Annotated in this window: 25 protein-coding genes; 19 read left to right on the top strand and 6 right to left on the bottom strand. The window is 61.3% G+C overall.

What is annotated here, in order from left to right; genetic code table 11:
- The first annotated feature begins 223 nt into the window (after window positions 1–223).
- The 9 genes from hisD to CEY11_RS17800 all read left to right on the top strand — a co-directional run bounded on the left by hisD (window position 224) and on the right by CEY11_RS17800 (window position 9,628).
- On the top strand, window positions 224–1,537 hold the full coding sequence (gene hisD / locus CEY11_RS17840) for a histidinol dehydrogenase (protein WP_088604767.1): 1,314 nt from the start codon (window positions 224–226) through the stop codon (window positions 1,535–1,537).
- Window positions 1,538–1,545: 8 nt separating this feature from the next.
- Window positions 1,546–2,313, top strand: a complete 768-nt coding sequence (locus CEY11_RS17835) for an SDR family NAD(P)-dependent oxidoreductase (RefSeq protein WP_088604766.1) — start codon at window positions 1,546–1,548, stop codon at window positions 2,311–2,313.
- Window positions 2,310–3,332 (top strand): LacI family DNA-binding transcriptional regulator, encoded by a 1,023-nt coding sequence (locus CEY11_RS17830; protein ID WP_088604943.1) that lies wholly within the window; start codon window positions 2,310–2,312, stop codon window positions 3,330–3,332. Before CEY11_RS17835 ends, CEY11_RS17830 begins: the two co-directional genes overlap by 4 nt.
- Window positions 3,333–3,408: 76 nt before the next feature.
- Entirely contained in the window at window positions 3,409–4,389 is a 981-nt protein-coding gene (locus CEY11_RS17825; protein WP_088604765.1) for a Bug family tripartite tricarboxylate transporter substrate binding protein, read from the top strand.
- Between the two features lie 144 nt (window positions 4,390–4,533).
- Entirely contained in the window at window positions 4,534–5,250 is a 717-nt protein-coding gene (locus CEY11_RS17820; protein ID WP_233154948.1) for an RraA family protein, read from the top strand.
- Between the two features lie 231 nt (window positions 5,251–5,481).
- The gene (locus CEY11_RS17815; protein WP_233154947.1) at window positions 5,482–6,813 is read left to right on the top strand and encodes an ABC transporter substrate-binding protein; all 1,332 of its coding nucleotides are present in this window, start codon (window positions 5,482–5,484) and stop codon (window positions 6,811–6,813) included.
- A gap of 16 nt (window positions 6,814–6,829) precedes the next feature.
- Window positions 6,830–7,705, top strand: coding sequence for a carbohydrate ABC transporter permease (locus CEY11_RS17810; RefSeq protein WP_088604764.1), 876 nt, complete (start codon window positions 6,830–6,832; stop codon window positions 7,703–7,705).
- Complete coding sequence (locus CEY11_RS17805; RefSeq protein WP_233154946.1) at window positions 7,702–8,553, top strand: carbohydrate ABC transporter permease; 852 nt, start codon at window positions 7,702–7,704, stop codon at window positions 8,551–8,553. The genes CEY11_RS17810 and CEY11_RS17805 overlap by 4 nt, the downstream gene beginning before the upstream one ends.
- A 16-nt stretch (window positions 8,554–8,569) precedes the next feature.
- Complete coding sequence (locus tag CEY11_RS17800) at window positions 8,570–9,628, top strand: ABC transporter ATP-binding protein (RefSeq protein ID WP_088604762.1); 1,059 nt, start codon at window positions 8,570–8,572, stop codon at window positions 9,626–9,628.
- 76 nt (window positions 9,629–9,704) lie between these two features.
- Here CEY11_RS17800 and CEY11_RS17795 read toward each other — a convergent pair whose 3' ends face one another.
- The gene (locus CEY11_RS17795) at window positions 9,705–10,727 is read right to left on the bottom strand and encodes a LacI family DNA-binding transcriptional regulator (protein WP_088604761.1); all 1,023 of its coding nucleotides are present in this window, start codon (window positions 10,725–10,727) and stop codon (window positions 9,705–9,707) included.
- 178 nt (window positions 10,728–10,905) lie between these two features.
- Here CEY11_RS17795 and CEY11_RS17790 point away from each other — a divergent pair, with 178 nt between their 5' ends.
- The 3 genes from CEY11_RS17790 to CEY11_RS17780 are packed head-to-tail and all read left to right on the top strand — an operon-like array spanning window position 10,906 to window position 13,809.
- Window positions 10,906–12,075 (top strand): cupin domain-containing protein, encoded by a 1,170-nt coding sequence (locus CEY11_RS17790; protein WP_233154945.1) that lies wholly within the window; start codon window positions 10,906–10,908, stop codon window positions 12,073–12,075.
- A 24-nt stretch (window positions 12,076–12,099) separates the two neighbouring features.
- Window positions 12,100–12,810, top strand: coding sequence for an alpha/beta fold hydrolase (locus tag CEY11_RS17785; RefSeq protein WP_088604760.1), 711 nt, complete (start codon window positions 12,100–12,102; stop codon window positions 12,808–12,810).
- Window positions 12,811–12,843: 33 nt separating this feature from the next.
- The gene (locus CEY11_RS17780; protein ID WP_088604759.1) at window positions 12,844–13,809 is read left to right on the top strand and encodes an aldo/keto reductase; all 966 of its coding nucleotides are present in this window, start codon (window positions 12,844–12,846) and stop codon (window positions 13,807–13,809) included.
- On the opposite strand, the gene CEY11_RS17775 is transcribed toward CEY11_RS17780, so the two are convergent.
- The 3 genes from CEY11_RS17775 to CEY11_RS17765 all read right to left on the bottom strand — a co-directional run bounded on the left by CEY11_RS17775 (window position 13,796) and on the right by CEY11_RS17765 (window position 17,061).
- Complete coding sequence (locus CEY11_RS17775; RefSeq protein ID WP_088604939.1) at window positions 13,796–14,791, bottom strand: Bug family tripartite tricarboxylate transporter substrate binding protein; 996 nt, start codon at window positions 14,789–14,791, stop codon at window positions 13,796–13,798. The two genes, CEY11_RS17780 and CEY11_RS17775, sit on opposite strands and share 14 nt — an antisense overlap.
- A 175-nt stretch (window positions 14,792–14,966) precedes the next feature.
- Window positions 14,967–15,914, bottom strand: coding sequence for a hydroxymethylglutaryl-CoA lyase (locus CEY11_RS17770; RefSeq protein WP_088604758.1), 948 nt, complete (start codon window positions 15,912–15,914; stop codon window positions 14,967–14,969).
- A complete protein-coding gene (locus CEY11_RS17765) occupies window positions 15,907–17,061 on the bottom strand; it encodes a CaiB/BaiF CoA transferase family protein (protein ID WP_088604757.1) in 1,155 nt (384 codons plus the stop codon). The genes CEY11_RS17770 and CEY11_RS17765 overlap by 8 nt, the downstream gene beginning before the upstream one ends.
- A gap of 156 nt (window positions 17,062–17,217) precedes the next feature.
- On the opposite strand from CEY11_RS17765, the gene CEY11_RS17760 reads away from it, so the two are divergent.
- From CEY11_RS17760 to CEY11_RS17745, 5 genes are all read left to right on the top strand, one after another.
- Complete coding sequence (locus tag CEY11_RS17760; RefSeq protein WP_158215363.1) at window positions 17,218–18,117, top strand: LysR family transcriptional regulator; 900 nt, start codon at window positions 17,218–17,220, stop codon at window positions 18,115–18,117.
- A gap of 120 nt (window positions 18,118–18,237) precedes the next feature.
- Entirely contained in the window at window positions 18,238–18,675 is a 438-nt protein-coding gene (locus tag CEY11_RS17755; protein WP_088604755.1) for a PaaI family thioesterase, read from the top strand.
- Window positions 18,676–18,863: 188 nt separating this feature from the next.
- Window positions 18,864–19,430, top strand: coding sequence for an NADPH-dependent FMN reductase (locus tag CEY11_RS17750; RefSeq protein WP_088604754.1), 567 nt, complete (start codon window positions 18,864–18,866; stop codon window positions 19,428–19,430).
- Window positions 19,431–19,629: 199 nt separating this feature from the next.
- A complete protein-coding gene (locus CEY11_RS25215) occupies window positions 19,630–19,833 on the top strand; it encodes a hypothetical protein (RefSeq protein ID WP_143322915.1) in 204 nt (67 codons plus the stop codon).
- Window positions 19,834–20,561: 728 nt separating this feature from the next.
- Window positions 20,562–21,068, top strand: coding sequence for a hypothetical protein (locus CEY11_RS17745; RefSeq protein WP_198958932.1), 507 nt, complete (start codon window positions 20,562–20,564; stop codon window positions 21,066–21,068).
- Window positions 21,069–21,127: 59 nt separating this feature from the next.
- Here CEY11_RS17745 and CEY11_RS17740 read toward each other — a convergent pair whose 3' ends face one another.
- Together CEY11_RS17740 and CEY11_RS17735 are read right to left on the bottom strand one after the other, a co-directional pair.
- Window positions 21,128–22,000 (bottom strand): PCC domain-containing protein, encoded by an 873-nt coding sequence (locus tag CEY11_RS17740; protein ID WP_088604753.1) that lies wholly within the window; start codon window positions 21,998–22,000, stop codon window positions 21,128–21,130.
- A gap of 88 nt (window positions 22,001–22,088) precedes the next feature.
- Complete coding sequence (locus tag CEY11_RS17735; RefSeq protein ID WP_158215362.1) at window positions 22,089–22,625, bottom strand: MarR family winged helix-turn-helix transcriptional regulator; 537 nt, start codon at window positions 22,623–22,625, stop codon at window positions 22,089–22,091.
- Window positions 22,626–22,850: 225 nt separating this feature from the next.
- Here CEY11_RS17735 and CEY11_RS17730 point away from each other — a divergent pair, with 225 nt between their 5' ends.
- Together CEY11_RS17730 and CEY11_RS17725 are read left to right on the top strand one after the other, a co-directional pair.
- Window positions 22,851–23,903, top strand: coding sequence for a TauD/TfdA family dioxygenase (locus tag CEY11_RS17730; protein WP_158215361.1), 1,053 nt, complete (start codon window positions 22,851–22,853; stop codon window positions 23,901–23,903).
- A 156-nt stretch (window positions 23,904–24,059) separates the two neighbouring features.
- Window positions 24,060–25,046, top strand: coding sequence for a Bug family tripartite tricarboxylate transporter substrate binding protein (locus tag CEY11_RS17725; RefSeq protein WP_088604750.1), 987 nt, complete (start codon window positions 24,060–24,062; stop codon window positions 25,044–25,046).
- Window positions 25,047–25,059 lie beyond the last annotated feature (13 nt).

The raw sequence follows: 25,059 nt of genomic DNA, 5'->3' as shown, positions 1-25,059 counted from the left end.
AAACCCGGGCGGGGCTGCGGGCAGTATTGCAGCCTCTTCCGGATTACAAATAAAAGCCACGGAGTATCTGTGGCTTTTATTTTGGCGACAGCCGGGGAGTATCGGAGCGGCGACGAATAAGGATTTTGTCGTGGCGTGCTTGCCTAGGGTTTATACCTATTTGCATACGTATGCAATGCATCGAAAGTGGCGCCTGAGCTTTTCTTTACGTGAGATCAGGACAATGATTCGATATTTGAAGCAAGGTAGATCGGGGCAAGTCAAGATGGATGCGGATGCAAAGGTGCGGGCTACCGTCGAAGGCATCATCAAGCACATCGAAGAACAAGGTGATGCGGCGGTACGTGAATACAGCCGCAAATTTGACAACTGGGATCCGGCTGATTTTCGGCTCAGCCAGGCCCAGATCGAAGAGGCCAGGAAGCAGCTGTCGCCGCGCGAGATCGAAGATATAGCCTTTGCGCAAAAGCAGATCCGCAATTTCGCGCAGATCCAGCGCGATTCGATGCTGGATGTGGAAGTGGAAACTCATCCGGGGGTAGTCCTGGGGCACAAGCACATACCCGTCAACGCCGTGGGATGCTATATCCCCGGTGGCAAGTATCCGATGCTTGCCTCGGCTCACATGAGTGTGCTGACGGCCAAGGTAGCCGGCGTCGGGCGAATCGTCTCTACCGCGCCTCCTTATCATGGGGCGCCGCATCCCGCGATCGTCACGGCGATGGCCATGGCGGGCGCCGACGAGATCCTGGTGCTTGGTGGCGTGCAGGCCGTGGTGGCGATGGCGGTGGGCACGCATAGCGTTGCTCCTGTCGATATGCTGGTAGGGCCGGGCAATATGTTTGTTGCCGAGGCCAAGCGCCAGCTGTATGGTCGTGTGGGGATAGATCTGTTTGCCGGGCCTACGGAAACGCTGGTCATTGCTGATGACAGTGTGGATGGCGAGCTGTGTGCGGTCGACTTGCTGGGGCAGGCCGAGCACGGGCCCACTTCGCCCGCCATCCTGTTGACCACGAGCGAGGCACTGGCGCACGACACCATGGCCCAGATCCGGCGGCAGCTCGATAAGCTGCCCACTGCCGTGGTGGCCGCCAAGAGCTGGGCTGATTGCGGGGAAGTCATCGTTTGCGACACTGATGAGGAGATGCTGCAGGTTGCTGACGACCTTGCCTTCGAGCATGTGCAGGTCATGACGCGAGACCCCGATTATTTCCTGAGCAGGCTCACTAATTTCGGCGCGCTGTTCCTCGGGCCACGTACCAATGTGGCATTCGGCGATAAAGTCATTGGCACCAATCACACCCTGCCGACCAATCGCAACGCCCGTTATACGGGTGGCCTGTGGGTGGGTAAGTTCCTGAAGACCTGCACGTACCAGCGCGTGTTGAACGATCAGACCAGTGCCGAGATCGGCGCTTATTGCTCGCGCCTGTGCCACATGGAGAACTTCGCGGGCCACGGCGAACAGGCGAATATCCGAGTACGGCGCTACGGAGCGCAGCCCGATTTGCCATGGTATGAGCCGGTACGGGCCTAGGCACCTGCATGGAATTCGAATTCAAGACGCCTGACTTCCGGCTTGATGGCTTGCGGGCTCTCATCACTGGGGCGAGCCGCGGGATCGGGTTGGCCGCTGCGGTAGCTCTGGCTCGCGCCGGGGCGCATGTGACGCTGGCTGCGCGTTCGCCTGACGATCTGGATGGCGCATGCGAAGCGTTGCGAGCAGAGGGCTGCCAGTGCGACAGCCTGGTGCTCGATGTGACCGACTCCGCGGCTGTGGATCGCTCTCTGGGCGCCGTGCCGCCTTTTCAGATTCTGGTGAATAACGCGGGCATGAACCGCCCCCGGCCGCTGATCGAGCTCGACGATGCCGACATCGATGCGGTACTGAATCTGAATGTAAAGGCCGCTTTCTACGTGTCGCGCGCCGTGGCCAGAATCCTCATCGCCGCCGGTTTGCCAGGATCCTTTATCAATATTTCTTCACAGATGGGGGTAGTCGGCAGCCCGCGTCGTACGCTTTATTGCGCAAGCAAGCACGCGCTCGAAGGCATGACCAAGGCCTTGGCTTGGGAACTTGGCGGGTGCGGCGTACGAGTCAATACTGTGTGCCCTACCTTTATTGAAACGGCCATGACGGCGGATATGTTCCGCGATGCCGAGTTTCGCAAGTGGGTCATCGATAGGATAGCCTTGGGGCGGCTCGGCAGGCTAGATGAAATTATGGGAGCGATCGTGTTCTTGGCCAGCCCGGCGTCGAGTTTGATGACTGGTAGCGCCTTGATGCTGGATGGCGGTTGGAGCGCGGCATGAAGAGCGTGCCGCGAGCCCAGGATGTCGCCAATCTGGCACAAGTGTCACAGTCGGCCGTAAGCCGTACATTCACGCCAGGCGCCAGCGTCTCGGACGATACGCGCCGCAAGGTGCTTGCCGCGGCGCAGAAGCTGGGATACAGGCCCAATGCCCTGGCACGCAGCCTGATCACTCGCCGCAGCCGCATAGTAGCGCTGGTAATGAGCTATCTCGAGAATCAGTTCTATCCGCTGGTGATAGAGAAGCTCTCTCGCAAGCTGCAGGCAGAAGGCTATCACGTGCTGATGTTCATCAGTGAAATGGACGAGGCAGCGGATGGTGTGCTGGCGGAGATCCTGCAATACCAGGTCGATGGAGTCGTCATGGCTTCGGCAATGCTTTCAGAAAGCCTTGCTCAGCGTTGTTCCGACCTGGGGGTGCCGGTCGTGCAATTCAACCGGATCTCGGATCTACGCGGCTTGGCCCGGCACAGTGCCAGCTCCGTGACTTCAGACAACTATGCGGGCGGCCGTCTCGCCGCAAAGTTGTTGGTGGAGCGCGGCTACCGCCACATTGCTTTCTTGGCTGGCCTCGAGGATTCGTCCACGAGCCTCGAGCGCGAGCGTGGTTTCGTCGACGGCTTGGCCGCGTCGGGCTTATCCGTCTTTCGGCGGGCGGTTGGCCGCTATCGCTTCGACGGCGCACAAGAGGCTACGCGCGAACTCTTCGCCCAGGAACCGCCGCCCGACGCGATCTTCGCGGCCAATGACCACATGGCTATTGCCGCTATGGACGTCCTGCGGCTTGAGCTGAATCTGGAAATTCCCAGGGACGTTGGGGTCATCGGTTTCGACGATGTGCCGGAGGCCGCATGGGGATCCTATCGGCTTACGACACTGCGCCAATGCGTGGAGCCCATGGTGGACGCCACGGCCCGCCTGCTATGTGAGCAGATGGCGGCCGAGCTGTGCCCGCGCGATGTCGTGGTGCCCTGTGAGCTGATAGAGCGTGCCTCGATCAGGCAGCGGCAGCGCGGATGACTCCCACTGCTTGTTGCTGGACGGGCACTTGTATTCGTTTTTGTATCACTGCTACAGATAAAGGAGTAAATAAGAAATGAAATTACGATCTATCGGGATTCTTGCTGCTGCTTTCGGCATATTGTCGGCGGCCTCGGTTCCGGCAGCGCGAGCGGCCACGTGGCCTGACACGAGCGTACGGTACATTGTGCCGTTTTCCCCCGGGGGCGTCTCCGATGCCGTGGCGCGTCTGGTCGCTTCCCAGCTGGGAACGCGTTTGGGGCAATCGGTAATCGTGGAAAACAAACCTGGTGTTTCTGGTTTGGTCGGCACCCGGTATGTGGCGCATGCCAAGCCTGATGGCTATACGATCATGGGCGGAACTATTACCACCCATGCGGTGAACCCTTTGTTCATCAAGGCGACGGGCTACGACCCCGTCAAGGATTTCGTGCCGGTGTCTTTGGTCGGGACTGTCAGTAACGTGCTCGTGGTGCGCAAGGACAGCCGCTTCAATACGGTGCGGCAGATCATAGCCGAAGCCAAGGCGCATCCCGATAAACTCACCTATGGGACGGCTGGCTTGGGTTCATCGCAACATTTGTCGGGCGAGCTTTTCCAAAGTATTTCGGGCACGCATTTGCGTCAAATCATGTACAAGGGCGGCTCTCAGGCCATGGTGGACTTGCTCGGCGGCCAGATCGATATGGTATTTGAGACCATTGCGGCGGCTCGTCCGATGATAGATGCGCACAGCGTCAAGGTGCTAGGCGTGACATCGGATCATCCTGTGGCTGACCTGCCCGGGGTGAAGCCGCTGGCCGAACTGGGGCTGCCGGGTTTTGTCATGCAATCCTGGCAGGGCGTATTCGCGCCGGCAGGGACTCCTCGGGCCATAGTTCAGAAACTTAGCAAGGAAATCGGCGAGATCGTGGCGCAGCCCGATGTGCGTACGAAGCTGCTGAGACTTGGCGTTCAGCCCGATGGGCGCGGCATGCAGGCTTTCGGGCAATTCCAGAAAGACGAGATCCGCAAATGGACAGGCATTGTGCAGGCCGCAGGCATCAAACCGCATTGAATTTCCGGAGAAGCGCACAATGCGCCGATTCGGATTCCGTGGCGTGCTGATTTATTGATTCGTGAAGGCGTGTTCGGCAATGCCGCGTATCCGGCAGCCGGCACGCCATACCGCACAACCCCTTGGACTAGAAGAGAGACGATGATGAGCAAGATGGAAGCCGGAATCCTGACCCCTCAATTGATAGAGACGCTGACCTCCGTTGACACCCCCACGATCTGCAACGCCCTGGAAGTCGCCACCGGCACACGATCCAACAAGGGCTTCACGGTGGGGGCTTTCGTTGCAGTGCATCCGGCCATGAAGCCTGTGCTGGGTTTCGCCCGCACGGCTACTTTGCGTACCGCCGTGCCCTATACCGACAGCCCCGAAGTCCTCAAGGCGCGCCGCATCGCGTGGTACGAGCACGTCGAAAGCAAGGGCGAGCCCACCTTGTCGGTGTTGCAGGACATCGATGACGTACCCGGCCTGGGCGCCTTCTGGGGCGAGGTTCACAGCAATGTACTCAAAGGCCTGGGGGTCAAGGGAGTGCTGACCAACGGCGCTGTGCGTGACTTCGGTATGCTGGCGGAAGACTTCCAGATCCTGGCCGGCACAGTGTCTCCCAGCCATGGGTTCGCACAGGTGGTTACTATCGGCGAGCCGGTGGAAATCAAGGGCTTGACAATACACGACGGCGATCTGCTGCATATGGACCGGCACGGTGCCGTGGTGATCCCGCCGGCCATCCTGCCCGACCTGCCGCGCTGCATCGATGTCATGACGGCCAGGGAAAGGCCCTTGATCGAGGCCTCGAAAAGACCGGGCTTTTCGGTCGCGGATCTTAAACGCGCCATGGCCGAGGCCGACGACATACATTGACGATCGGCTGCGGGGCAGGAAGGTAGGCTGGTTTGCCAGGCGAGCCGGGCCGCTTTTCTTGCGGCCGGCGACTTGCGTCCGCTTGCGCGCATGGATCTGGAAAATCATAGGCTCTAGGGAAATTACTTAGTCGAAATTCCTGTTTGCCATGGCCGGCAAGGGCGCTTTAGTGTGTAATATGCATTCGAATGCATTGTTCATGGCACAAGCCGAAAACATGGAGGGCGAGACATGAAAAGAAGGCAATTTCTCGAGGCGGCCGGCGCGCTGGCCGCGGCGGGTCTGGGCGGAATGGCACGGGCTGCGGGGCCGGCACCCTACGGGCTGGCAGCCGGCAAGCCGTATGCGGGAACCCATTTGAAGCTGTTGCTGCCGCCGGCTTCGCAATTCCGTGCGCAGCAGAAACGCCTAGATCAATTCGAAGCCTTGACAGGCATCAAGACCACATACAGCTATGTGCCTTATGGCCAGTTGCTGGACAAGATCACCACCGAGGCAGTCGGGGGAAGCAGCGAATATGATCTGTTCAGCTTCCAGGACAGCTGGATGGCTTCGCTCGTCGGTTATCTGAATCCGCTGGATGCGTCTATTGCTGCCGACAAGCTGGACATGGGGCGTTATCCGGAAGTGTTCCGCGAAGCCTGCATCGTGGGCGGCAAGACGTACGGCCTGCCGATCCGGGCTCATCCGCAACTGCTGTTCTACCGCAAAGACCTGCTGGGCGAGGTGGGCGCCAAGGTGCCGGCCTCCTGGAGCGACATGGTTGCCACTGCCGGAGCCATACAGAACAAATCGGGCATCTCCGGCGTGGCGCTCGATTATGTGAAAGGCAGCGGGTTCCAGAATCTATGGCTGTGGTTCAACTGTCTGTGGGGCCATGGCTCCGACCTGTTCGACGCCGCCGGGCAGCCGCGCTTCAACGATGCCGCCGGCGTGGCCGGCACTCAAGCATATGTGGATGTGCTGCTCAAGGACAAGGTGGCCAATCCCGGATCGAGCCAGTTCAATGAATACGACATGGTCAATTCCATGGCACAGGGCAAGTCCGCCATGATCATGGTCTGGTGGTGGACGTACTCGGTGCTGACCGGCGACCGCTCTCGGCTGAAGCCGGAGCAGGTAGGCTTCGCACCCATGGTGCGGTTCAATGGCGGCAAGTCTCCGACCCTCGCCACGCTCATGCCTTTCGGCATCAGCAAGCAGTCGCGCCACAAGGCCGCGGCCTGGGAATACCTGAAATGGGTGTCGAACCCGGATCTCGAAGTGGAGATCGTATGCGATAAATCCGATCCGCAGACTTCGGATATCGTTGCCACGCAGACGGCCACCTACCTGAACGACAAGGTCAATGCGGTCAACCATGGCCTGCACCGGGTTGCTCTAGAAAGCCTGAAGGGCGCGCGGATTCTGCCCAAGCTCACGATCTGGCCGGAAGTGGCGAGTGTGCTGGAAACCACGATTTCCGAGATCGTCGCCGTCGGCAAGCCGGTCAAGCCGTCGTTGGACGATGCGGCAGCGCAGGTAGCGCGCATTGCACGCCGGTCGGGCCGGCATCGTTCATAGCCACGGATCGGTATCGATGAAAGAGCGCTACCTCAAATACGGCCTGCTCGCTCCGGCCCTGGCGATCTGCGCCGTTACGCTCTTCTATCCGCTGATGCAGTCGTTGATATATTCCGTGCACGATTGGCGGATGAGCCGTTCGCCGGTGGTCGGAGCGTTCGTCGGGCTGTCCAATTATGCGGATCTGCTGCTGCATGATCCGGACTTCCTGAACAGCGCGTGGGTGACACTGGTCTTTACGGTGCCCTCGGTGGCGTTGACCATAGCCGTCGCATTGGCGCTGGCCGTGCTGCTGGCCCGCTCGGGGCGGCTGGAGGTCAACGCCCGCATGCTGCTGGTGATTCCGTTTGCCATGTCTCCCGCATTGATCGGCATTTCTTGGCGCTTCATGCTGAGCCCGGAGTTCGGGGTGGTCGACACCATGCTCAAGCACATTGTTCCGGGTTTGGGCAAGGCCCCGATTCTGTCCGACCCCACGCTGGCCATGGTTGCCCTGATACTGGTGGACGTATGGCACTGGACGCCTTATTTCATGCTGACCTTCATCGGCGCGCTGGCCTCGCTGCCGCAGGAGACCTTGGATGCCGCCCAGGTCGACGGCGCAGGCAGTATGCGTATTTTCTTCGAGATCGTCCTGCCGCAGCTTCGGCCGGTGCTGGCCATTGCGGTTCTGCTCAAGACGATTTTCTCGCTGAAGATGCTCGACCAGGTGGTCACCATGACAGCGGGCGGGCCGGGAGCGGCCACGGAAACCGTGCCCTATCTGGTCTACACCACGGCCTTCCGCTATTACGACATAGGCTATGCTTCGGCCATGGCTTGGTTACTGGCCGTGGTCATGATGGTGCTGGCGCTGGTCTATTCCCGTTTTCTTCTGGGGCGCAAGATATGATGACCAGGACTGCCGTACCCTCGAGAGGCGAGGCCGCGTTGTGGCGCAGGCCGCGCTGGCGCACGATCCTGATATGGCTGGTGGCCATAATCTGGTTTGCTCCGGTAGTGTGGATCGTCGCCACGGCCTTCAAGCCCCGCGCCGATGTGTTCGCGCTGACGCTGCTGTTCAAGCCTACCCTGCACAGCCTGGTCGCGGCGTTCGCGCCTCCCTTCCTGGTAGGCGCGCGGCTATGGAACAGCATACTGGTGACGGCCGGCACGCTGGTCATCGCGCTGCCGGCCTCCACGGTGGCGGCCTATGCATTCTCGCGCTTTCGTTTTCCCGGAGGGCAGATCTGGCCCCTGGTTCTGCTGGCCACGCAGTTCCTGCCGCCGGTGATCATTGTCATTCCCTTGTTCGTCGTGTTCAAGAACCTCGACTTGCTGGACACCCGGTTTGCGCTGATGGTCGTCAACCTGTCGTTCATCGTGCCTTATGCCACATGGATGATCAAGGGTTTCTTCGACGCGTTGCCGCCGGACATGGAGGAGGCGGCACAGATCGACGGGGCTTCGCGCCTGCGCGCCATCTGGGATGTCGTCGTGCCGGTGGCCTTGCCCGGAATTGCGGCCGCCGCGATTTTTTCATTCGTCGTGTCGTGGAATGAATTCTTCTACGCGCTGGTGCTGACGCGCGATCATGCAGTGACTTTGCCAGTGGCCCTGATGAGCGCGCGAACCGAGCAGGGCGATGCATGGGACATCATGGCCAGCATGGGCCTGTTCATCATCGCGCCCATGCTGTTGATCTCGCGTTTCGTGCAGCGGTATTTTGTGAAAGGACTGGTCTCGGGCGCGGTGCGCTGAGCAAAAAGGACGAACCATGGCGGCTGTGAGGCTTGTGGATGTAGAAAAGCGCTGGGGCGATGTGGTGGGGGTGGCGCGTCAATCGCTGGAGGTCGAGGACGGCGAGTTCATGGTGTTTCTGGGGCCTTCGGGCTGCGGCAAGACGACCACCATGCGCATGGTGGCGGGGCTGGAGCTGCCATCGGCAGGAGACATCTGGATCGGCGAGCGTAACGTCACCCAGGCCTTGCCCAAAGACCGGGACGTGGCGATGGTGTTCCAGAATTACGGCCTGTACCCGCACATGACCGTAAGAGAAAACATTGCCTATCCGTTAAAGGTGCGCGGGCTGGCGTCTGCGCAGCGCCTGGCCCAGGTGGAAGAGGTGGCGCACAAGGTCGAGCTGGAACAATTGCTTGACCGCCATCCCCGCGAATTGTCGGGCGGCCAGCGCCAGCGGGTCGCCGTGGCGCGCGCGATCGTACGGCGTCCGCAGGTATTCCTGATGGACGAGCCTTTGTCCAATCTGGATGCCAAGCTGCGCGGTTCGATGCGCGCCGAAATCTGGCGGCTGCAGAAAGAACTGGGCATTACCACTATTTATGTGACTCACGACCAGATCGAGGCCATGACGCTGGCGCATCGCGTAGCCGTCATGAACAAAGGGGTGATTCAGCAGCTCGGCGCGCCCGAAGAGGTCTACAACCGTCCCGCCAATCTGTTCGTGGCGGGATTCATGGGTTCGCCGCCGATGAATCTGCTGCCCGCTCGGCTGCAAGACAGTGTGCTCGAGGTGGCGGGGCAGCGGCTGGCGGGGCTGGTCAATGGCTCATGCGGGGAAGCCGTCGCTGGCATACGCCCCGAAGACATCACTCTGACCTCGCCCGAAGCGGGGCATCTGGCGGGGCAGGTCTATATGTTCGAGCTGACGGGGGAGGCGGTACTGGTTACGGTCGATGTGGCGGGGCAGAAGTTATGCGTGCGCGGCGACCGCAGTCTGCGCTATGAAATCGGCGCGGCCGTGGGCCTGGTGTTCGGGCGGGAGCATCTCCACTTGTTCGATGCATGCAGCGGCAACCGCCTGCCGGGGCGCTAGCATTCGTTCTACCACACCATCGGGATCCATGGATCTTCGCGCCGGTTCCTGTGAAGCGCTGTGGCGCGGCACGATGCTAGCGTGCAATGGGCGCCGAGGAGCGGCTGACCAGCTCACCACGGATGGCCGTATGCTGCGCGGATCGTGATGGGTGGGCGATGCGCTGAACCAGCAACTGGATCGCCTGCCGGGCCATGTGGGTAGTGGGCTGGCGCACCGTAGTCAAACTGTAGCTCGGGCGTTCGGCCTCGGGAATGTCGTCGAACCCGGCAACGGCAATGTCCTCGGGAACCCGCAGACCCAGCTCGTAGCGGCAAGCGTCGATTACACCGAATGCGAGCTGGTCGTTGGCACAGAAAACGCAATCGGGGCGCGCCCCTGCCCGCATGGCCTCGAGAAATACGGTACGGCCGCGATCGTAGGAAAAATCGGTGGCGAGCACTTCTGCCGGGGGGATGCCCTCGCGGCGCAGCTGCTGATTGAACCCGCGGGTGCGCTCCTGGCTGACGGGCGCGTGTTCGGGGCCGCCCACACATAGGAAGTTGCGGTAGCCGGCCTGAACCAGCGCCGCGGCCATGTCGCCTGCACCGCGCAGCTGGTCGGTAGAAATGCAATCGACACGGCCTGCAGGGGGATGACGGTTGAAGAACAGGACGGGTACATGATGGTCGACGAAGCGCTTGACGTCCTGGGCCCGCATATTGGCGCAGCTGATCAAGCCGTCCAGGGGATATTCCAGGGCGCTGTCCAGTATGGAGTGGGCCGATTCGTCGTCTTCGACCGCGAGAAGAATGAGGCGTTGCTTCACCTCTCCCAAGGCTTCGCTGAGCGAGTAGAGCAGGTTTGGGGAGTTGCGCAGGGTGTAGCGGGTGATGATCACGCCGACTGTCTGTGAGCGCCGGGTGATCAGCGAACGCGCCAGGGCATTGGGCGTGTAGCCCAGTTTCTCGGCGACCGCCCGTACATGAGCCCGTGTGCCTTCGGAAATATTGCTGTCAGCCTGAAAGCAGCGTGACACCGTCGACTGGGCCACACCAGCGGCCACGGCCACGTCGTAGGACGTGGCACGCCGGCTGAGTTGAGGTGCTTTGGTAGTCATGAACTGCGTCGCGGGAAAATGAAGCCCCTACTTTACCCGAAGACGGTGGTTTGAAAAACGTTGTCTTTGCGCTTTCATGATTGGATAAATCCTTGCCTGGCATTGCTTCGTTGCGGTATTATGCATTCGAATGCATAAACGCTTCGAAGGCTGTGAAACCAGGCATGGAAAGGACAATATGATGGGGAAAATAGTGGTGGGCAAGGAAGAAGCGGAACACCGGTTGATCCGGCGTGCGGATATGGTCGCTTGCAAGCTGGCATTCATCGATTGCAAGCTGCCGGGATCCGAGCGGAAGGAAAATTATTCGCTGATAGGCCCGGGCGTGACACAGTCGAAGGATCAAGTGGTGAACTTGACCGAGACCCATGGCTTCAGTGTGGGGGCGGCCGCCATGCCTGCGGGCACGGTCAACAATCTGCACATGCACTTCACTGCTGAGGTTTTCATGGTCTATCAAGGCCGCTGGAAGTTCCGCTGGGGCTGCGGCACGGATGTCGCCGAGGTTGACGCGGGGCCGGGCGACATACTCAGCATTCCAACCTGGGTTTTCCGCGGTTTTTCCAACGTCGGGCAAAGCGACGGCTGGATCTTCACGCTATTGGGCGGCGATGATACCGGAGGCATCATCTGGCATCCGTCGGTGCTGGAAGCGGCTGCGGCCCATGGCATGTACCTGACTCGCGGCAACATGCTGGTCGATACGCAGGCGGGCGATCCGATGCCGTCCTCCGAAGAGATCCTGCGGCCTCTGGATGCCGGCCAGGTGGCGAGCTTGCCTCGCTATACGGCTGCAGACATGGATCGACGCATCGTATGGTGCAGTCAGCGGGACTGGTCGAGGTCGGCCTTGCTGGGCAGTATTGCCCAGCAAGGCTGCGAGCTGGCACCCGCGCTGGGCTACGGTATCACCGAGAGTCGCGACCAGGTGCCAGGCGTTTCCAATCCCCACGGTTTTTCGGTGGAGTGGATGCGCTTGTCGGCGGGGGCGTCGTCGGGCCGCTTCATGTTGCGGGAAAAGCTCGTGATATTCGTTATGAGCGGCAGCATCGACCTGGTTCTGAACGATGCGGATTCAGCGTTGCGGATCACCGTGGATGCGCAGGACATGTATTCGGTGCCTGCCGGTGCCTGGCGGGAAATCCGCTGTGCCGGCAATACACCGGCGGAAATCATTCTGGCGGTGGCGGGCGATCATCGCAAGCGGGTAGTTTGGCCGCAAGAGGTGCTGGATGAAGCCCAGGCGGCTGGATATGTGCTGGATCCCAATGGCTATATCGCTAGCTTGGACATGCTGCCGCCCACGGCCCTGGGCGTGGGTGTGGCGGCCGACACCTTGATTGCGTAAGGGCGGCGGCATCGGAGACTCGCCATGGAAAATCCTCCCGTTCTGCTGTTGCCCGGAACGCTCTGCGATGCGCAGGTATGGGCTCCCTTGATGGCGCGATTGCCGCTTCGGGATGCGCAAACGCCCGTGCTGCAGGGGGCGAGGAGTGCAGCGGCAATGGCCGCAGCGCTGCTGCGAACGGCTCCGGCGCGGTTTGCCCTGGTCGGGTTTTCTCTGGGGGGAATCGTGGCCTTGGAAATGGCCGCCCAGGCGCCCGGCCGTGTCGCGGGCCTGGCTCTGGTCGCGGCGAATGCGCGGCCGGATCCACCCGATAATGCTGCCCGCAGGCGTGCCGCAGTCGCTGCCGCCGTGCGTGACGGTGTGGCGTTGCATGTGGCACGGGATTTGTGGCCCATGTATGTCGCCGCCGCCCATAGTCGAGACGATGCGTTGCGCGGGCTTGTTTGCGATATGGCCGAGCGCCTGGGCGCTGGAGCATATGCAGAGCAGGCAGAGATCGCGATCGATCGTGCCGACAGTCGGCCGCGCCTCGGCACGATCGATGTGCCGGCCTTGATCGTCAGTGGCGCCGAAGATGCGCTGAATCCACCAGACCGGCAGAGGGAGTTGGCATCGGGGATCCCGGATGCGGTTTGGGTGGAATTGCCGAACACCGGCCATATGGTGCCGCTGGAGGCGCCCGTGGAGTTGGCCGAGGCCATTTTGGCATGGCTGGCCCGGGTACGCGGCTTTTGATGCAGCCATGTGGTGCAAGCACAGGAGCAGGCCATGGAAATGAGATTATTGGGCGGTTCGGGGCTGGAGGTGTCCGCTATCGGAATGGGATGCAACAGTTTTGGCACCAAGCTCGACGGGGCCGGAGTGCGCGAGGTGGTTCACTGCGCCCTGGATCTAGGCGTGACCTTGTTCGATACGGCCAATATCTATGGGGCAGGCGGCGGCTCGGAAACTTTGCTTGGAGCGGCATTGGGAGCGCGGCGCCAGCAGGCGGTGCTGGCCACCAAGGTGGGCATGCCAATGTCGCCTCGACGCAATGGGCCGGACAATTCCCGCAAGGAGATCATGCGTGAAGTCGAGGCCAGCTTGAAGCGCTTGGGCACGAGCTGGATCGACCTGTACCAGATCCATTATCCCGATTCGCATACTCCCGTAGAAGAAACCTTGCGGGCTCTGGACGATCTGGTGCGGCAGGGTAAGGTACGGTATATCGGTTGCGGAAATTTCAGCGGTGATCAATTGCTGCAGGCTGCGGACTGTTCGAGACAGGAGCAGTGCTCGCGTTTCATTGCGTGCCAGGCGGAGTACAACTTTTTGTCGCGCGAATGCGAGACGGCGCTTGTTCCGGCAGCGCTGCAGTCGGGCGTGAGTATCATGCCTTATTTTCCATTGGCCACGGGCATGCTGTCTGGATCCATCGTGCCGGGCCGCCCGCTGCCGGCCCGCAGCCGGCTTGCCAAGGATCCGGGGGTGCGCGAGCGCTTCTGGACTATCCGCAATCAAAAACTACTCGCCGGCCTTTTTGACGCGGCTCGGCTGATGGCGCGCCGCGTGCCCGATCTGTCGCTGGCCTGGCTGCTTTCGCGGCCCGGCGTGACATGTGTCATCGCCGGAGCTACCAATGTCGCCCAAGTGCAGGACAACGCCGCCGCTGCGCAGCGTCCGCTGAGCAGCGACGATCTTGCATTGCTGGACAGCGTGTGGCGCAGTGTCGGGCCGCCGCTTACTCCGGCTTGATACCCGCCTTCTTGATGATGTCGCCCCACTTCTTCGATTCGGCGATCTGGAACTGCATCAGTTCGGCCGGGGTGGTGGTGATTGCTTCGGCGCTGGTGTTGGTGTAGTAGGTCTTGACGACCTGCGACGCAGAGGCCTTGATGAACATCTGGTTCAGGCGCTGCTGCAGTTCCGGCGTAGCGCCCTTGGGCAGATAGGCCGCTGTCCAGTACGACATGTCGTAGCCCTTGACGCCGCTTTCGCTGACCGTGGGCACGTTGGGCGCCGAAGGCAGGCGCTTCGTGCCGCTGACCGCCAGCGCGCGCAGCTTGCCGCCGTTGATCTGCGGCAGCGCAGTGGAGGCGTCGGCGAACATGAAATCTATCTGGCCGCCCAGCAGGTCGACGATGGACTTGGGGTTGCTGGTGTAGGGCACGTTGACGATGTCGGTTCCGGTCATTTGCTTGAGCAGCTCGCCGGCGACGCGGCTGGATGAACTGCCGCTGCCGAAGTTCAGCTTGCCGGGCGCCTTCCTGGCTGCGGCAAGCAGGTCGGACACCGATTTGTAGGGTGATTTGGGGTTCACCAGCAGGAACATATAGCCCTTGGCCAGCAGGGTGATGGGCGTGAAGTCCTTGACGGGGTCGTAGGCCAGTTTCTTGAACAGGTGCTCGTCGGCCGCCTGGGTGGTGTTGGTGGTCAGCATCAAGGTATAGCCGTCGGCCGGGGCCCTGGCCACATACTGGGCGGCGATCATGCCGCTGGCCCCGCCCTTGTTCTCGACCACGACATCGGCGCCGAATTCTTCGTTCAGGGCCTGGGCGTAGGCGCGCGCCTGCTGGTCGGTGCCGCTGCCAGCGCCGAATGGCACGATCAGGGTGATGGGTTTGCCGGAAGCGGGGTAGGCGGCGGCCGCACAACTGGTGGCGGCTGCGAAACCCAGGCCCAGCCCGAGGCTCAGCACCGCGATGGCCCGCAGGCCGGCTCGGCGTGCGGGCTGCATGGGCTCGTCTTGGTTCGCTGCGGTGGCTCGTTGCCGGCGGGCATGTATCGATATTTGCTTCATCGGGTCTCCTTGTATCTTCCCTTTAGTGCAGAATTTCGGCGCGCACTACGTGGCGCCGTTCAGTGTGCTTGAAGCCCGAAGGGCTGAGGCAGCGCGGCCCGGCTAGCGGCCTTTACTGTACGCGCCAGCGTGTCAGCGTGCCGCCGCGCATCAGCTTTCCGGGCAATGGATGGCCCACGAGTTCTTCAGCGTAGCGCGCGCATTCGGCCAGTGCGTCCAGGTCTACGCCGGTTTCTATGCCCATTTCCGCGCACATGAATGCCAGGTCTTCGGTACAGATGTTGCCGGCCGCGCCCTTGTGGCCGGCGAATGGGCAGCCGCCCAGGCCTGCGCAGGAGCTGTCGAAAGTGTCGATGCCGAACTGCAGGCCGATCAGGGCGTTGGCCATGGCGGTGCCGCGTGTATCGTGCAGGTGCAGGCCCAGGCGCAGTTCGGGCCATTTCTCGCGCAGGGCGCCCAGCAGCGTGGCCACGGAATTGGGGTTGGCCCAGCCCACGGTGTCGGCCAGCCGCAGTATCGGCAGCTGCAAGCCGTAGCTCTCGACGAAGTCCAGCAGCTGCGCAACACGCTCGACGACGCGAGCAGCCGGGATTTCGCCTTCCAGGTTGCAGCCGAAGGCGGTGGTGACGATACCGCCCGACAAGGGAATATTGTGCTCGATGCAGTAATCCAGCGTGGCGCGCTGTTCTTGCAGCGATTCTTCGACGCTTCTGCCGTTGTTGCTAAGCGAAAAGGCGTCCGAGCCGCTGGTGCGCACATAGCCTTCGGTGTGCAGGGGCGTTTGCAGCGCGCGCAGCAGGCCGCGCTGGTTCAGCCACAGGCCGGTGTAGTGCACCCCGTCGCGCTGGCGGATGGCGCCCGCCACCTCTTCGGCATCGGCCATGGTGGGCACGCGACGGGGATTCACGAACGACACGCATTGGATTTCGGTCAGGCCCGTGTCGGCCAGCATTTCTATGAAGCGCACCTTGTCGGCGCTGGCGATCGGCCCGGGCTCGATCTGGAAGCCTTCGCGCGGCCCTTCTTCGTGGATGTGGATACGGCGGGGCAGATCAGACATGGTCGTCTCCTGTGGGGTTGGGCGGCAGATCGAATTCGGCATTGTGCTGGCCCAGCCGCGGCGCCGGGCCGCGGCGTCGCGGCCGCGCGCCGTCCACCGTAAACGGCAGGGCGGTAAGGCGGAAGTCTTCGCCGGGAACTTCCTGCAATTGGCTCAGGGCGCGCACCTGCGGATGGCTGAGCGCCTCGGGAATGGTATGAATGGGGGAACAGGGCACGCCCGCGGCTTCGAAGCGGGCCAGCCAGTCGGCGCGGGTACGCAAGCGCAGCAAGGGAATGATTTGCGCCAACAATTCGCTTTTGTTGCGCAGCCGCGCACGATTGGTGGCATAGCGCTCGTCGGCGGCCCAATCGTCGCGCTCCAGTTCGTGGGCGAACTTGGCGAACAAGCGGTCGTTGCCGCAGCATATCAGCAGGGGCGCGTCGGCGGTTTCGAAGGCTTCGTAGGGTACAAAGCCCGGGTGTCCCGAGCGGTGGCGTACCGGCTGCTTGCCTTCATTGGTGTAAGAGTCGGCTTTCTGGCCTGTCCAGAGCATGGCCGTTTCCAGCAGCGAGGCGTCGACGACGCCGCCCCGGCCGGTGCGGTGGCGCCGCTCGAGCAGGGCCAGCGTACTGATCACCGCCCACATGCCCGTACCTTGGTCGCACACCGATGCGCCAGTGCGCATGGGCGGGTCGTCGGGGCCGCCGTTGATGCTGGACAGCCCGCTGAAGGCCTGCACCAGGGGCTCGTATCCGGGGCGCGCCGCCATGGGCCCGGCGTGGCCGAAGGCCGAGATCGCGCAATAAATCAGGCGCGGATGCCGCGCGCACAGCGCCGGCCCGTCTATGCCGAGGCCGGCCGTGACCCCCGGGCGCAGGTTGTGCACCAGGATATCGGTTTGCGCGGCCAGGCGCTCGAAGGCGGCCATGCCCGCGGCCGACTTCAGGTCTATGGCCACCGATTTTTTGCCGCAGTTGAAGACGTGGAAGTTCAGTGCGTCGCCATGGCGAAAGGCCGGGCCCATGCGGCGCGCGTCGTCGCCGCCGTCGGGGCGCTCGAGTTTCACCACTTCGGCGCCCAGATCGGCAAAGATCGCGCCCGCGAAAGGCCCGGCCAGCACCTGGCCGAGTTCCAGCACGCGTATGCCTTCGAGTATTCCGCTCATCGGCTTCGGTAAGCTCCGTTCAGTGTGCGGCGGGCCGGCGCGCAGGTTTGTGCGCCGCATGTCCGCAGCTGCCCACATGCCATTTTGGCGCGTGTCGGTTGATATGTGAATTAGAATGTTTTTATATGTTTGATAACTTGAATGGATCAATGCGCCATGAAAGTCAATTTGACGCTGCAGCAGCTCGAGGCCTTTGCCACGCTGGCGACCACACGCAATTTCCGCGCCGCCGCCCAGGCGCTGCATGTATCGCAGCCAGCCCTGAGCCGCACCATCAAGCTGGTCGAGGGGGTTGTCGGCGCCCAATTGTTCGACCGCGACACGCGCCACGTCAGTATTACGCCGGCCGGCGCCGAACTGCTGCCGATCGCACTGCGTATTCTGGACGATTTCAACAGCGCCTTCAGCGAGTTGTCACAATTCCTGGAGGGGCGCAGCGGCCATATTACCGTGGCCGCGCTGCCGTCGGTGGGTATTGCGCTGCTGCCCAATGCCATCGCGGCATTCCGTCGCCAATACCCGCAAGTCAGCTTTTCCCTGCTGGAAGGCCCGGCCGAGGTGCTGCGCGGCCATGTGAACGAGGGCCGGGCTGACTTCGCCATCGGCGTGCCGTCCGAGCCGGACGCCGCGCTGCGCTACTTGCCGCTGCTGGACGACCCTTTCGTGCTGCTGTGTCACCGCGACGACCCGCTCGCCGCCCAGGCGTACGCGCCCTGGTCGGCGTTCGCCTCGCGGCCCTTCATAGCCAGCATGCCCGGCAGCAGCATCCGCCCCATCACCGACGCCGTATTCCTGCAGAAAGGCATGCATATCGTGCCGGCGCTGGAGGCCCCGAGCATCGCCGCCAACGGCGCCCTAGTCGCCGCCGGCCTGGGCGTGTCGGCCGTGCCGCGGCTGGCTCTGCACCTGACCAAGAACGAGGCGCTGGCCCCGGTGCCGCTGCAGCGGCCCGCCGTATCGCGCTCTATAGGCCTGGTCACGCGCATCGGCCGCTCGCTGTCGCCGGCTAGCCAGACCTTCATGGATGCTTTGATCGAAAGCATACGGGCGCTTTGAGCAATCGGGTTCCGTTGCCGGCCTGGCGGATCCGCCGGGCAAATTTCCCCGATCACCCTGATTGTTTTACTGTTGCAGTTTTCTACTATCCGCACGCTTTCCATCCACTTGGAGCCAGGAATGAATGACATCCAACAACGCATCGCGTCCAGTTTCGACGCGCAGGGGCTCATGCAGACCCTGGGCGCCCGGCTGGCGCACGTACAAGACGGAGAGGTGCAGATCGCGCTCGACTACGCCGGGCATCTGTCGCAGCAGCATGGCTTCATGCATGCCGGCGCCATCACCAGCATCGTCGACAGCGCTTGCGGCTATGCGGCGCTTACCAAGGCGCCCCCCGACAGCGAAGTCGTCAGCGTCGAATTCAAGGTCAATTTCCTGCGGCCTGCGCTGGGCGACCGCTTCCTTGCCATCGGCAAGGTTCAGAATGCCGGGAAGTCGCTCACCGTGTGCACCGGCGAGGTTCGGGCATTCAAGGGTGACGACGCTGCTTCTTATAAGGTGATAGCCCTGATGCAGGCAACCATTGCCAATGTGGCGTACGGCGCAAATAAATAAGGGCGCTCTTGAGGCCGCCCGCCAATTGCCGCGTGCCGCACGCTGCCAGCCCAAAGGCGCGCAATGGCGCAGCCCGGATATGGTAGGCTAATGCCCCAGGAAAATTCCCGCTAAACCAGGAAGCGCTGCCGGGGCTCTACGGTCTTTGTATTGCAACTTCTCCAGCGCGGCTTCCGAACGGAGATCATATGTCGCTCAAGCTTCACGTCATTATTTGCAGTACCCGGCCCGGTCGCGTCGGGCCTTCGGTGGCTGCCTGGTTCCACGAATATGCCAAGGCGCACGGCGGCTTCGATGCCGAATTGGTCGATCTGGCCGATTTCAATCTGCCGATTTACGATGAGCCGGTGCATCCGCGCATGCAGCAATATGAACACGAGCACACCAAGCGATGGAGCCAAAGCGTGGCCGCCGCCGATGCCTACGTGTTCGTCACCCCTGAATACAACTACAGCCCACCGCCGTCGCTGGTCAATGCACTGGACTACGTATATCGCGAATGGAATTACAAGCCTTGCGGCTTCGTAGGCTACGGTGGCGTCTCGGGCGGCGTACGCGCCGTACAGATGGCCAAGCTGCACGCCACCACCCTGAAAATGGTGCCCTTGGTCGAGGGCGTCATGGTGCCCATGGTTGCCAGCCATATCAATGACAGCGGCGTCTTCGGGTCGAACGAGCTGATCGACGCTTCGGCCAAGACCATGCTCGACGAACTGGTGCGCTGGGCCGAAGCGTTGCGGCCGCTGCGCTCGTAAATGCGCAGGCTCGCCATTCCTGATCATGCTTATCGGGATGGCGAGTACTAGTCGCTGGCTTTGATGAAATCCGCTGCCCCGATAATGGGGCAGAGTCTTAGCCGACTCTAATCGAATGCGCCGATCCCCCGATAGTGTGGAGTAGGGCCCAATTGGCTTGTAATTAATCGCTGTGATGTATCTTTGAGGAGTCGGCTAAGTGGGCAGTATGTCTGGTGGAATCATCCTGGTTGTTGCATTTGCGCTTGCCTTTGCCATTTCAAGGTTGATCGTCAAGCGTCGTGCGGCAAATGCTGCCGCACAAGAGCGATTGCGTAACGAGCAGCTCAAGCGCAGCATGCCCCCGCCTGGCCCTTCGAAAAATAAAAGCAAAAGGCGTCGGGAGGAGCGAATGAAGCGCTAAGTCTATTGACTTAGTAATGGTGCCCGAGACCGGAATCGAACCGGTACGCCTTGCGGCGAGGGATTTTCTTCCCGCTACGGCTTTCGCCGCCGGCGCGTGATGCGCCGTTCGTGGGCTGGAGCACGCCTTCACCATGGCCTTGCGGCTGTAGGTGCCCGCCGTCTGCTCTCTACACCTTCCCGGCCTTGCGGCCGGGCTTGGCTCGGCGTTGGCTCGGATGCCAAGGCATCCAGGGCGTTCACCGACTTTGACGGGCGTCACTTCGGGCGTTTCCCCCCGAAGGCTCAAATTGTTCAAGTCCCTTGTGTCTACCAATTTCACCACTCGGGCGTGGCCGGTTGCGCCGACCGTGCTGCCACGGGCGCAAGAGGCAAGATTGTGGCACGAAGCGCCATTTCTTGCATGGCATGCGGCAAACGGGCGCCGGGGGTATTTTAGTCGAGAGAAATGTTACAGGCCTGTGTCTCGGTGATTTGCCGCAGAACCGGCCTGGCCGTGCAGCGATATGGGCATCGATATGGGCCATCGGATCGGGCTTTGAAACCGATCGAAATGGATAGACATTGATGTGCCCGCATCTTGTGCCCGTGAGCCGCGCTACTTGGGTAATATATTCAGCTCGTTGTAGGGTTCTGGCCGAGCCGCCGGCTGGCAACTGCTGTCGGCCGTCAGTGTTCCCCACGAAAAATCCGAAAACTGATCACTAACCCCAACAGGAAATACCGGCAGTGAATAACTTCTTGCACCGCTATGCCACGCCCTTGACCACGGGCTTCTTCATTGTCTCGACTATTTCCGGGGTCGCATTGTTCTTTCATTGGCAGTCGGGCCTGTTTCATTCCATGCATGTATGGCTCAGCATGGTCTGGCTCTTGCCTTTCGTGTTCCATGTCTGGAAAAACTGGAATTCGCTGCTGGGCTACATTCGGCGCAAGACTCTCGTCATTCCTGTCGTGTTCAGCATTGTCGTGGCTCTGCCCTTCGCTTATGCGGGGGCAAAAAACCAACGGCGTGGCGGTAATCCGGCATTCCAGGCTGCGGCCGTGATGACCCAGGCCCGGGTGGCGGATCTGGCGCCGGTTCTGAAGACCACGCCGGACGCCTTGATCACGGCATTGAAGAGCAAGGGGTATCAGGCCGAATCCGCCGATCAAACGCTCAGCGCCATTGCCGAGACGTCGGGCAAGCGGGCGGTCGAAGTGCTGGCCGCGGTATTGCCGGCTCGTAAACGATAAGAACGACAAGCCGATCCGGGATACGCCGATGCCGCCGCCGGGCCCTACGCCCGGGCGCTTCAGTGTTCGTATTCCAGCGGCTGCAGCACCAGCTCGAAAGTTACCAGCACCGGATTGGCACCGCGGCGCAGGCGTCCGCGCGTGGTAGTGCCGGTATAGTCCACCAATGTGACGTCTATCGTGGCGCAGGGCCGTTCGTCGGCGCCGGGTTCGACCACGCCGTGCTCGATATACAGTTCTGTGGCGATGGGCTGCACCGTACGTCCGTCGTCGAACGTGGCGCCGATCAGGCTGCCCACGCCTCCGCGCAGGGCCGCGCGCCGTATGCCGCGCTGTGAGCACAATGATTCCAGCGCGGCGCAGAAGTCCTGGTTGGGGCGAACCTGCAGCACATAGACCTCGGCCGCCTCGGTGTCGGATATCGGCTCCGCGGCGCGTGGCTGAAACAGCGAAAAATTCGTTTCCGCGTCGGGCGCCACCTCGAAGCGCGCGCCGTGCAGCAGTGTGGCCGTAACCCGCAGCGGCAGCGCCAGCACCGCCTCGTCGGGCAGCACATGGCCGCAACGCTCTGTGCCGTCGGCTTCCGTCCAGAGTGCGTGGCAATGCAGCCAAGGCGCGCCGTCACGCCAACCGTAGGTAATACGCCCGCCGCGCAGGCGTGTAGGCCCTGCGGGCGCCTGGTAGCGCCGGCTGTAATACACCGCGTGCTCGGGAGTCTCGGACATGGCCGGCAGCACGTACGCCAGTTGCTCGAAGACGCCTTCGTGCAGTTCCAGCACCGCGCTGTCGGCCTGCTGCGGCTCGAGTGTCCGGGCGATGGCCTGCAGCAGCGGCACGCCCGCCGGCAGATCCAATTCCATGATATGGGCTGTGCTGGCCACGCATTGTGTGCGTTCGGCTTGCGCCGGGCCGGGGTGTTGAATGTGGCGCATTGCGGGGTGTCTCCTGATCGGTATCGATGCGTCAGTTTGCCAAGTGTATTCGGCTATATGTCATTTTGCCTGTATGGGCTTATAGCATCTATTTTGACGGCTCCTGGCAGCTATAGGACTGGTCGGAGTTGGCGCGGACTACCTTTTGCAGCAAGTCTATGAGCTGCTGGTACTCGCCGGCATCGAGCGCATTCGTCAGGCTCTGGATCGCGTGGCCGGCAGCCACATGGGCCTGGCGGGAAACACTGCGGCCATGGTCGGTGATGCTAACCAGGCGCTTTCGCGTGTCGTTGGCAACGATCTTGCGCTTGACGAACTGCTTGCGCTCTAGGATTTTTAGAACCAGCGTATTAGTCGAGCGATCGAGGCCCAGGGCGCCCGCCAGCTCTGTCTGGCCCATTTCTCCCGCCATGTCCAGCACGAACAGATAGTCGTACTGGCGCGCTGTCAGGCCCAGTTCCGAGCAGGACTGTTCAAAGGCTCCGGATGTGTGCTGTAGACAGCGTCTGAGCAGGAATCCAGGGCGTTGCCACAGACGCTCGATGATCTGATCGATACTGACGCTTGCCTCGGGGGCGGCGGAGAGGTCGGTCTTCCTGCCGATGGCATCGTTCTTTCTGGTCATGTCGAGCCTGAATCCTATCAGTGGAAATGAATACGGCGTTTGTCCGGATTGTAAGGCGCTATTTACTTTTGTTTCCTTGGTGCCGTGCTCCATGAATGAGTGCTGGCAGATGAAAACTTGCGTCGAAAACCAGTTGACAGGGCATCAAGTTCAGAATAATAATCAGATATCAAACAATCAGATATCAAACAAAATATAAGGCATAGTGCCGCTGGGATGATGAAGATGGAGTCGACGAAAAGCATTCAACGCAAGCCGGCCAAGTTTGGTGAGCCGGTTGTCGACCCGGCAGCCTGGCTGCCAGCTGATCTCGCTGCCACTGACGAGTGGATGCATGATTGGAACGCTACAGAGCTGCGGGCGCTGCAGGATATGGCGCGAACCGTGCGGCGCCGCATAGGCGATGATCCTAATGGCTTGCTTGCTTTGGATAAACAAGCATTTGATCTGGGGCCTTGCGAATCTGTTGTGCGCAAGGCTTTTACCCTGCTGCGAGACGGCCCGGGGCTGGCTCTGTTGCGCGGGCTGCCGGTACAGGAAATGGATCCCGTGGATGTCGCCATTATTTATTGGGGCATAGGCCGTCATCTTGGGCAAGCCAGATCCAATAACCCTGGCGGAGATATGCTCGGTCATGTGACCGATCTTGGTAAAACCCAAGCCGATCCTACCAGCCGTGGCTACCAGACGCGCGAGGCCATGGACTACCACTGCGATCAGGCCAGTATCGTCGGCCTGATCTGCATTCGCGCAGCATGCAGCGGAGGCCTATCGAAAATAGCCAGCTCGGTTTCGGTATACAACGAATTGTTGCGTCGCTCGCCCTCCAGTGTCGAGATACTGAGCAAGCCCTTGTGCTGGACCAAGCATGGCGAGGTTGATCCCGGGGAGCCTGGGTTTTATGAAAGTGCAGTATTCAGTGTGCTCGACGACATGCTGTGTACGTCATTTGGCCCTAAGCACATCTACAAGGGACATGATCTGCCCGAGGCACCTGATCTGACACGTCAGCAGCGGTCGGCCATAGGTTTGGCCGAAGACATCGCGGAAGAACTGCACTACGAAATGGAGCTGCTCCGGGGCGACATGCAATTTCTGAACAATTATGTCGTGTTGCATACCCGTACCGCGTACCAGGATTGGCCCGAGCCTGAGCGTAAGCGCTTGCTCTGGAGGCTGTGGCTTTCGGCTCCTGATCTCAGGCCCGCGACAGCCTACGTCAAGCAATGGGATGCAGGCATTGTGCTTGGCTCGACGCAGGAACGGATCTTACTGTAGCCGTCCAAAATGTTGCCTGCCATTGGTGTATAGGGCGAGTCCCGGCCATGCAGACATTATTCTCGAAATATTGCGTGCGCCGCGGTGAATTGAACACTGCGGCCATGACGTGGCGCCTCGGCTGTCGAGGCATTAATCAAAAACAAGGAGGCGAATATGGATTGGATCAAACGCATCGTCGCAATGCCGATTTTTGCATTGTGCCTATGCGCGGCGACCTTTCAGTCTGTGGCGCAGGGGGGCCATTATCCCGACAAGCCCATACATTGGATAATTCCTAATGCCGCTGGTGGCGGCACTGATGTATTGGCGCGGCTATTGGCACAGTCCATCGGGCCTGCGCTGGGGCAGCCCATCGTCATTGAGAACAAGCCCGGGGCGGCCAGCATGATAGGTGCGGGAATCCTGGCGCGCAGCAAGCCCGATGGCTACACCATGCTGACCGGAGACAACGCCACGTTCGCCACCAACGAGCATCTATACGAGCACATTTCGTACAACCCAGCGAAAGATTTCAGCTACGTAAGTCTGATAGCACGCTTCCCGCTCGCGCTGATTGCCAGGCCTTCGTTCCCTGCTTCGAATATCCGGCAGCTCATTACCTATGTCAAAGCGCATCCCGGCAAGGTGACTTTTGCTACGCCAGGTGTGGGCCTTCCACATCATCTGGCCATGGAGCTATTTATGCAGCGCGAGGGTTTGAACATGGTGCATGTGCCCTACAAGGGGTCGCCTGCAGCGATACAGGCCATGTTGGCGGGCGACGTGGACGTGATGTTCGTGGATCTGGCCAGCGGCTATCCATTTATCGCCGAGGGTAAGGTGAAGGCTTATGCGTTGGCCTCCGCGCATCGGTTTCCAACCCTTCCAGAGCTGGCCACCATGAGCGAGGCCGGAATCCCCAACTTCGAGGTTTATGCCTGGCAGGGGGTGGTAGTGCCGGCAGGAACCCCAGCGCCTGTCGTTGCCCGCTTGAACAAAGCCTTGCACGCGGCTGTGAACGATCCATCGGTGCACAAGCACATGATAGACCTTGGGGTAGAACCTATTACGAGTTCGCCTCAGGAGTTCTACGACTATGCACGATCGGAGTCTAAGCGCTGGGGAACGCTTATAGCCGAGAAGAAATTGCGGGCGCAGTAAGAACGGCACATCT

Origin of the sequence: Candidimonas nitroreducens (assembly GCF_002209565.1) — a bacterium.
Lineage (GTDB): Bacteria > Pseudomonadota > Gammaproteobacteria > Burkholderiales > Burkholderiaceae_B > Candidimonas > Candidimonas nitroreducens.
This window is presented reverse-complemented; position numbering and strand designations above follow the sequence as displayed.

Bases quoted from the DNA above. Each gene is read 5' to 3' on its own strand.
- hisD (WP_088604767.1), top strand. From the start codon at position 224: ATGATTCGATATTTGAAGCAAGGTAGATCGGGGCAAGTCAAGATGGAT.
- CEY11_RS17835 (WP_088604766.1), top strand. From the start codon at position 1,546: ATGGAATTCGAATTCAAGACGCCTGACTTCCGGCTTGATGGCTTGCGG.
- CEY11_RS17830 (WP_088604943.1), top strand. From the start codon at position 2,310: ATGAAGAGCGTGCCGCGAGCCCAGGATGTCGCCAATCTGGCACAAGTG.
- CEY11_RS17825 (WP_088604765.1), top strand. From the start codon at position 3,409: ATGAAATTACGATCTATCGGGATTCTTGCTGCTGCTTTCGGCATATTG.
- CEY11_RS17820 (WP_233154948.1), top strand. From the start codon at position 4,534: ATGAGCAAGATGGAAGCCGGAATCCTGACCCCTCAATTGATAGAGACG.
- CEY11_RS17815 (WP_233154947.1), top strand. From the start codon at position 5,482: ATGAAAAGAAGGCAATTTCTCGAGGCGGCCGGCGCGCTGGCCGCGGCG.
- CEY11_RS17810 (WP_088604764.1), top strand. From the start codon at position 6,830: ATGAAAGAGCGCTACCTCAAATACGGCCTGCTCGCTCCGGCCCTGGCG.
- CEY11_RS17805 (WP_233154946.1), top strand. From the start codon at position 7,702: ATGATGACCAGGACTGCCGTACCCTCGAGAGGCGAGGCCGCGTTGTGG.
- CEY11_RS17800 (WP_088604762.1), top strand. From the start codon at position 8,570: ATGGCGGCTGTGAGGCTTGTGGATGTAGAAAAGCGCTGGGGCGATGTG.
- CEY11_RS17795 (WP_088604761.1), bottom strand. From the start codon at position 10,727: ATGACTACCAAAGCACCTCAACTCAGCCGGCGTGCCACGTCCTACGAC.
- CEY11_RS17790 (WP_233154945.1), top strand. From the start codon at position 10,906: ATGATGGGGAAAATAGTGGTGGGCAAGGAAGAAGCGGAACACCGGTTG.
- CEY11_RS17785 (WP_088604760.1), top strand. From the start codon at position 12,100: ATGGAAAATCCTCCCGTTCTGCTGTTGCCCGGAACGCTCTGCGATGCG.
- CEY11_RS17780 (WP_088604759.1), top strand. From the start codon at position 12,844: ATGGAAATGAGATTATTGGGCGGTTCGGGGCTGGAGGTGTCCGCTATC.
- CEY11_RS17775 (WP_088604939.1), bottom strand. From the start codon at position 14,791: ATGCAGCCCGCACGCCGAGCCGGCCTGCGGGCCATCGCGGTGCTGAGC.
- CEY11_RS17770 (WP_088604758.1), bottom strand. From the start codon at position 15,914: ATGTCTGATCTGCCCCGCCGTATCCACATCCACGAAGAAGGGCCGCGC.
- CEY11_RS17765 (WP_088604757.1), bottom strand. From the start codon at position 17,061: ATGAGCGGAATACTCGAAGGCATACGCGTGCTGGAACTCGGCCAGGTG.
- CEY11_RS17760 (WP_158215363.1), top strand. From the start codon at position 17,218: ATGAAAGTCAATTTGACGCTGCAGCAGCTCGAGGCCTTTGCCACGCTG.
- CEY11_RS17755 (WP_088604755.1), top strand. From the start codon at position 18,238: ATGAATGACATCCAACAACGCATCGCGTCCAGTTTCGACGCGCAGGGG.
- CEY11_RS17750 (WP_088604754.1), top strand. From the start codon at position 18,864: ATGTCGCTCAAGCTTCACGTCATTATTTGCAGTACCCGGCCCGGTCGC.
- CEY11_RS17740 (WP_088604753.1), bottom strand. From the start codon at position 22,000: ATGCGCCACATTCAACACCCCGGCCCGGCGCAAGCCGAACGCACACAA.
- CEY11_RS17735 (WP_158215362.1), bottom strand. From the start codon at position 22,625: ATGACCAGAAAGAACGATGCCATCGGCAGGAAGACCGACCTCTCCGCC.
- CEY11_RS17730 (WP_158215361.1), top strand. From the start codon at position 22,851: ATGGAGTCGACGAAAAGCATTCAACGCAAGCCGGCCAAGTTTGGTGAG.
- CEY11_RS17725 (WP_088604750.1), top strand. From the start codon at position 24,060: ATGGATTGGATCAAACGCATCGTCGCAATGCCGATTTTTGCATTGTGC.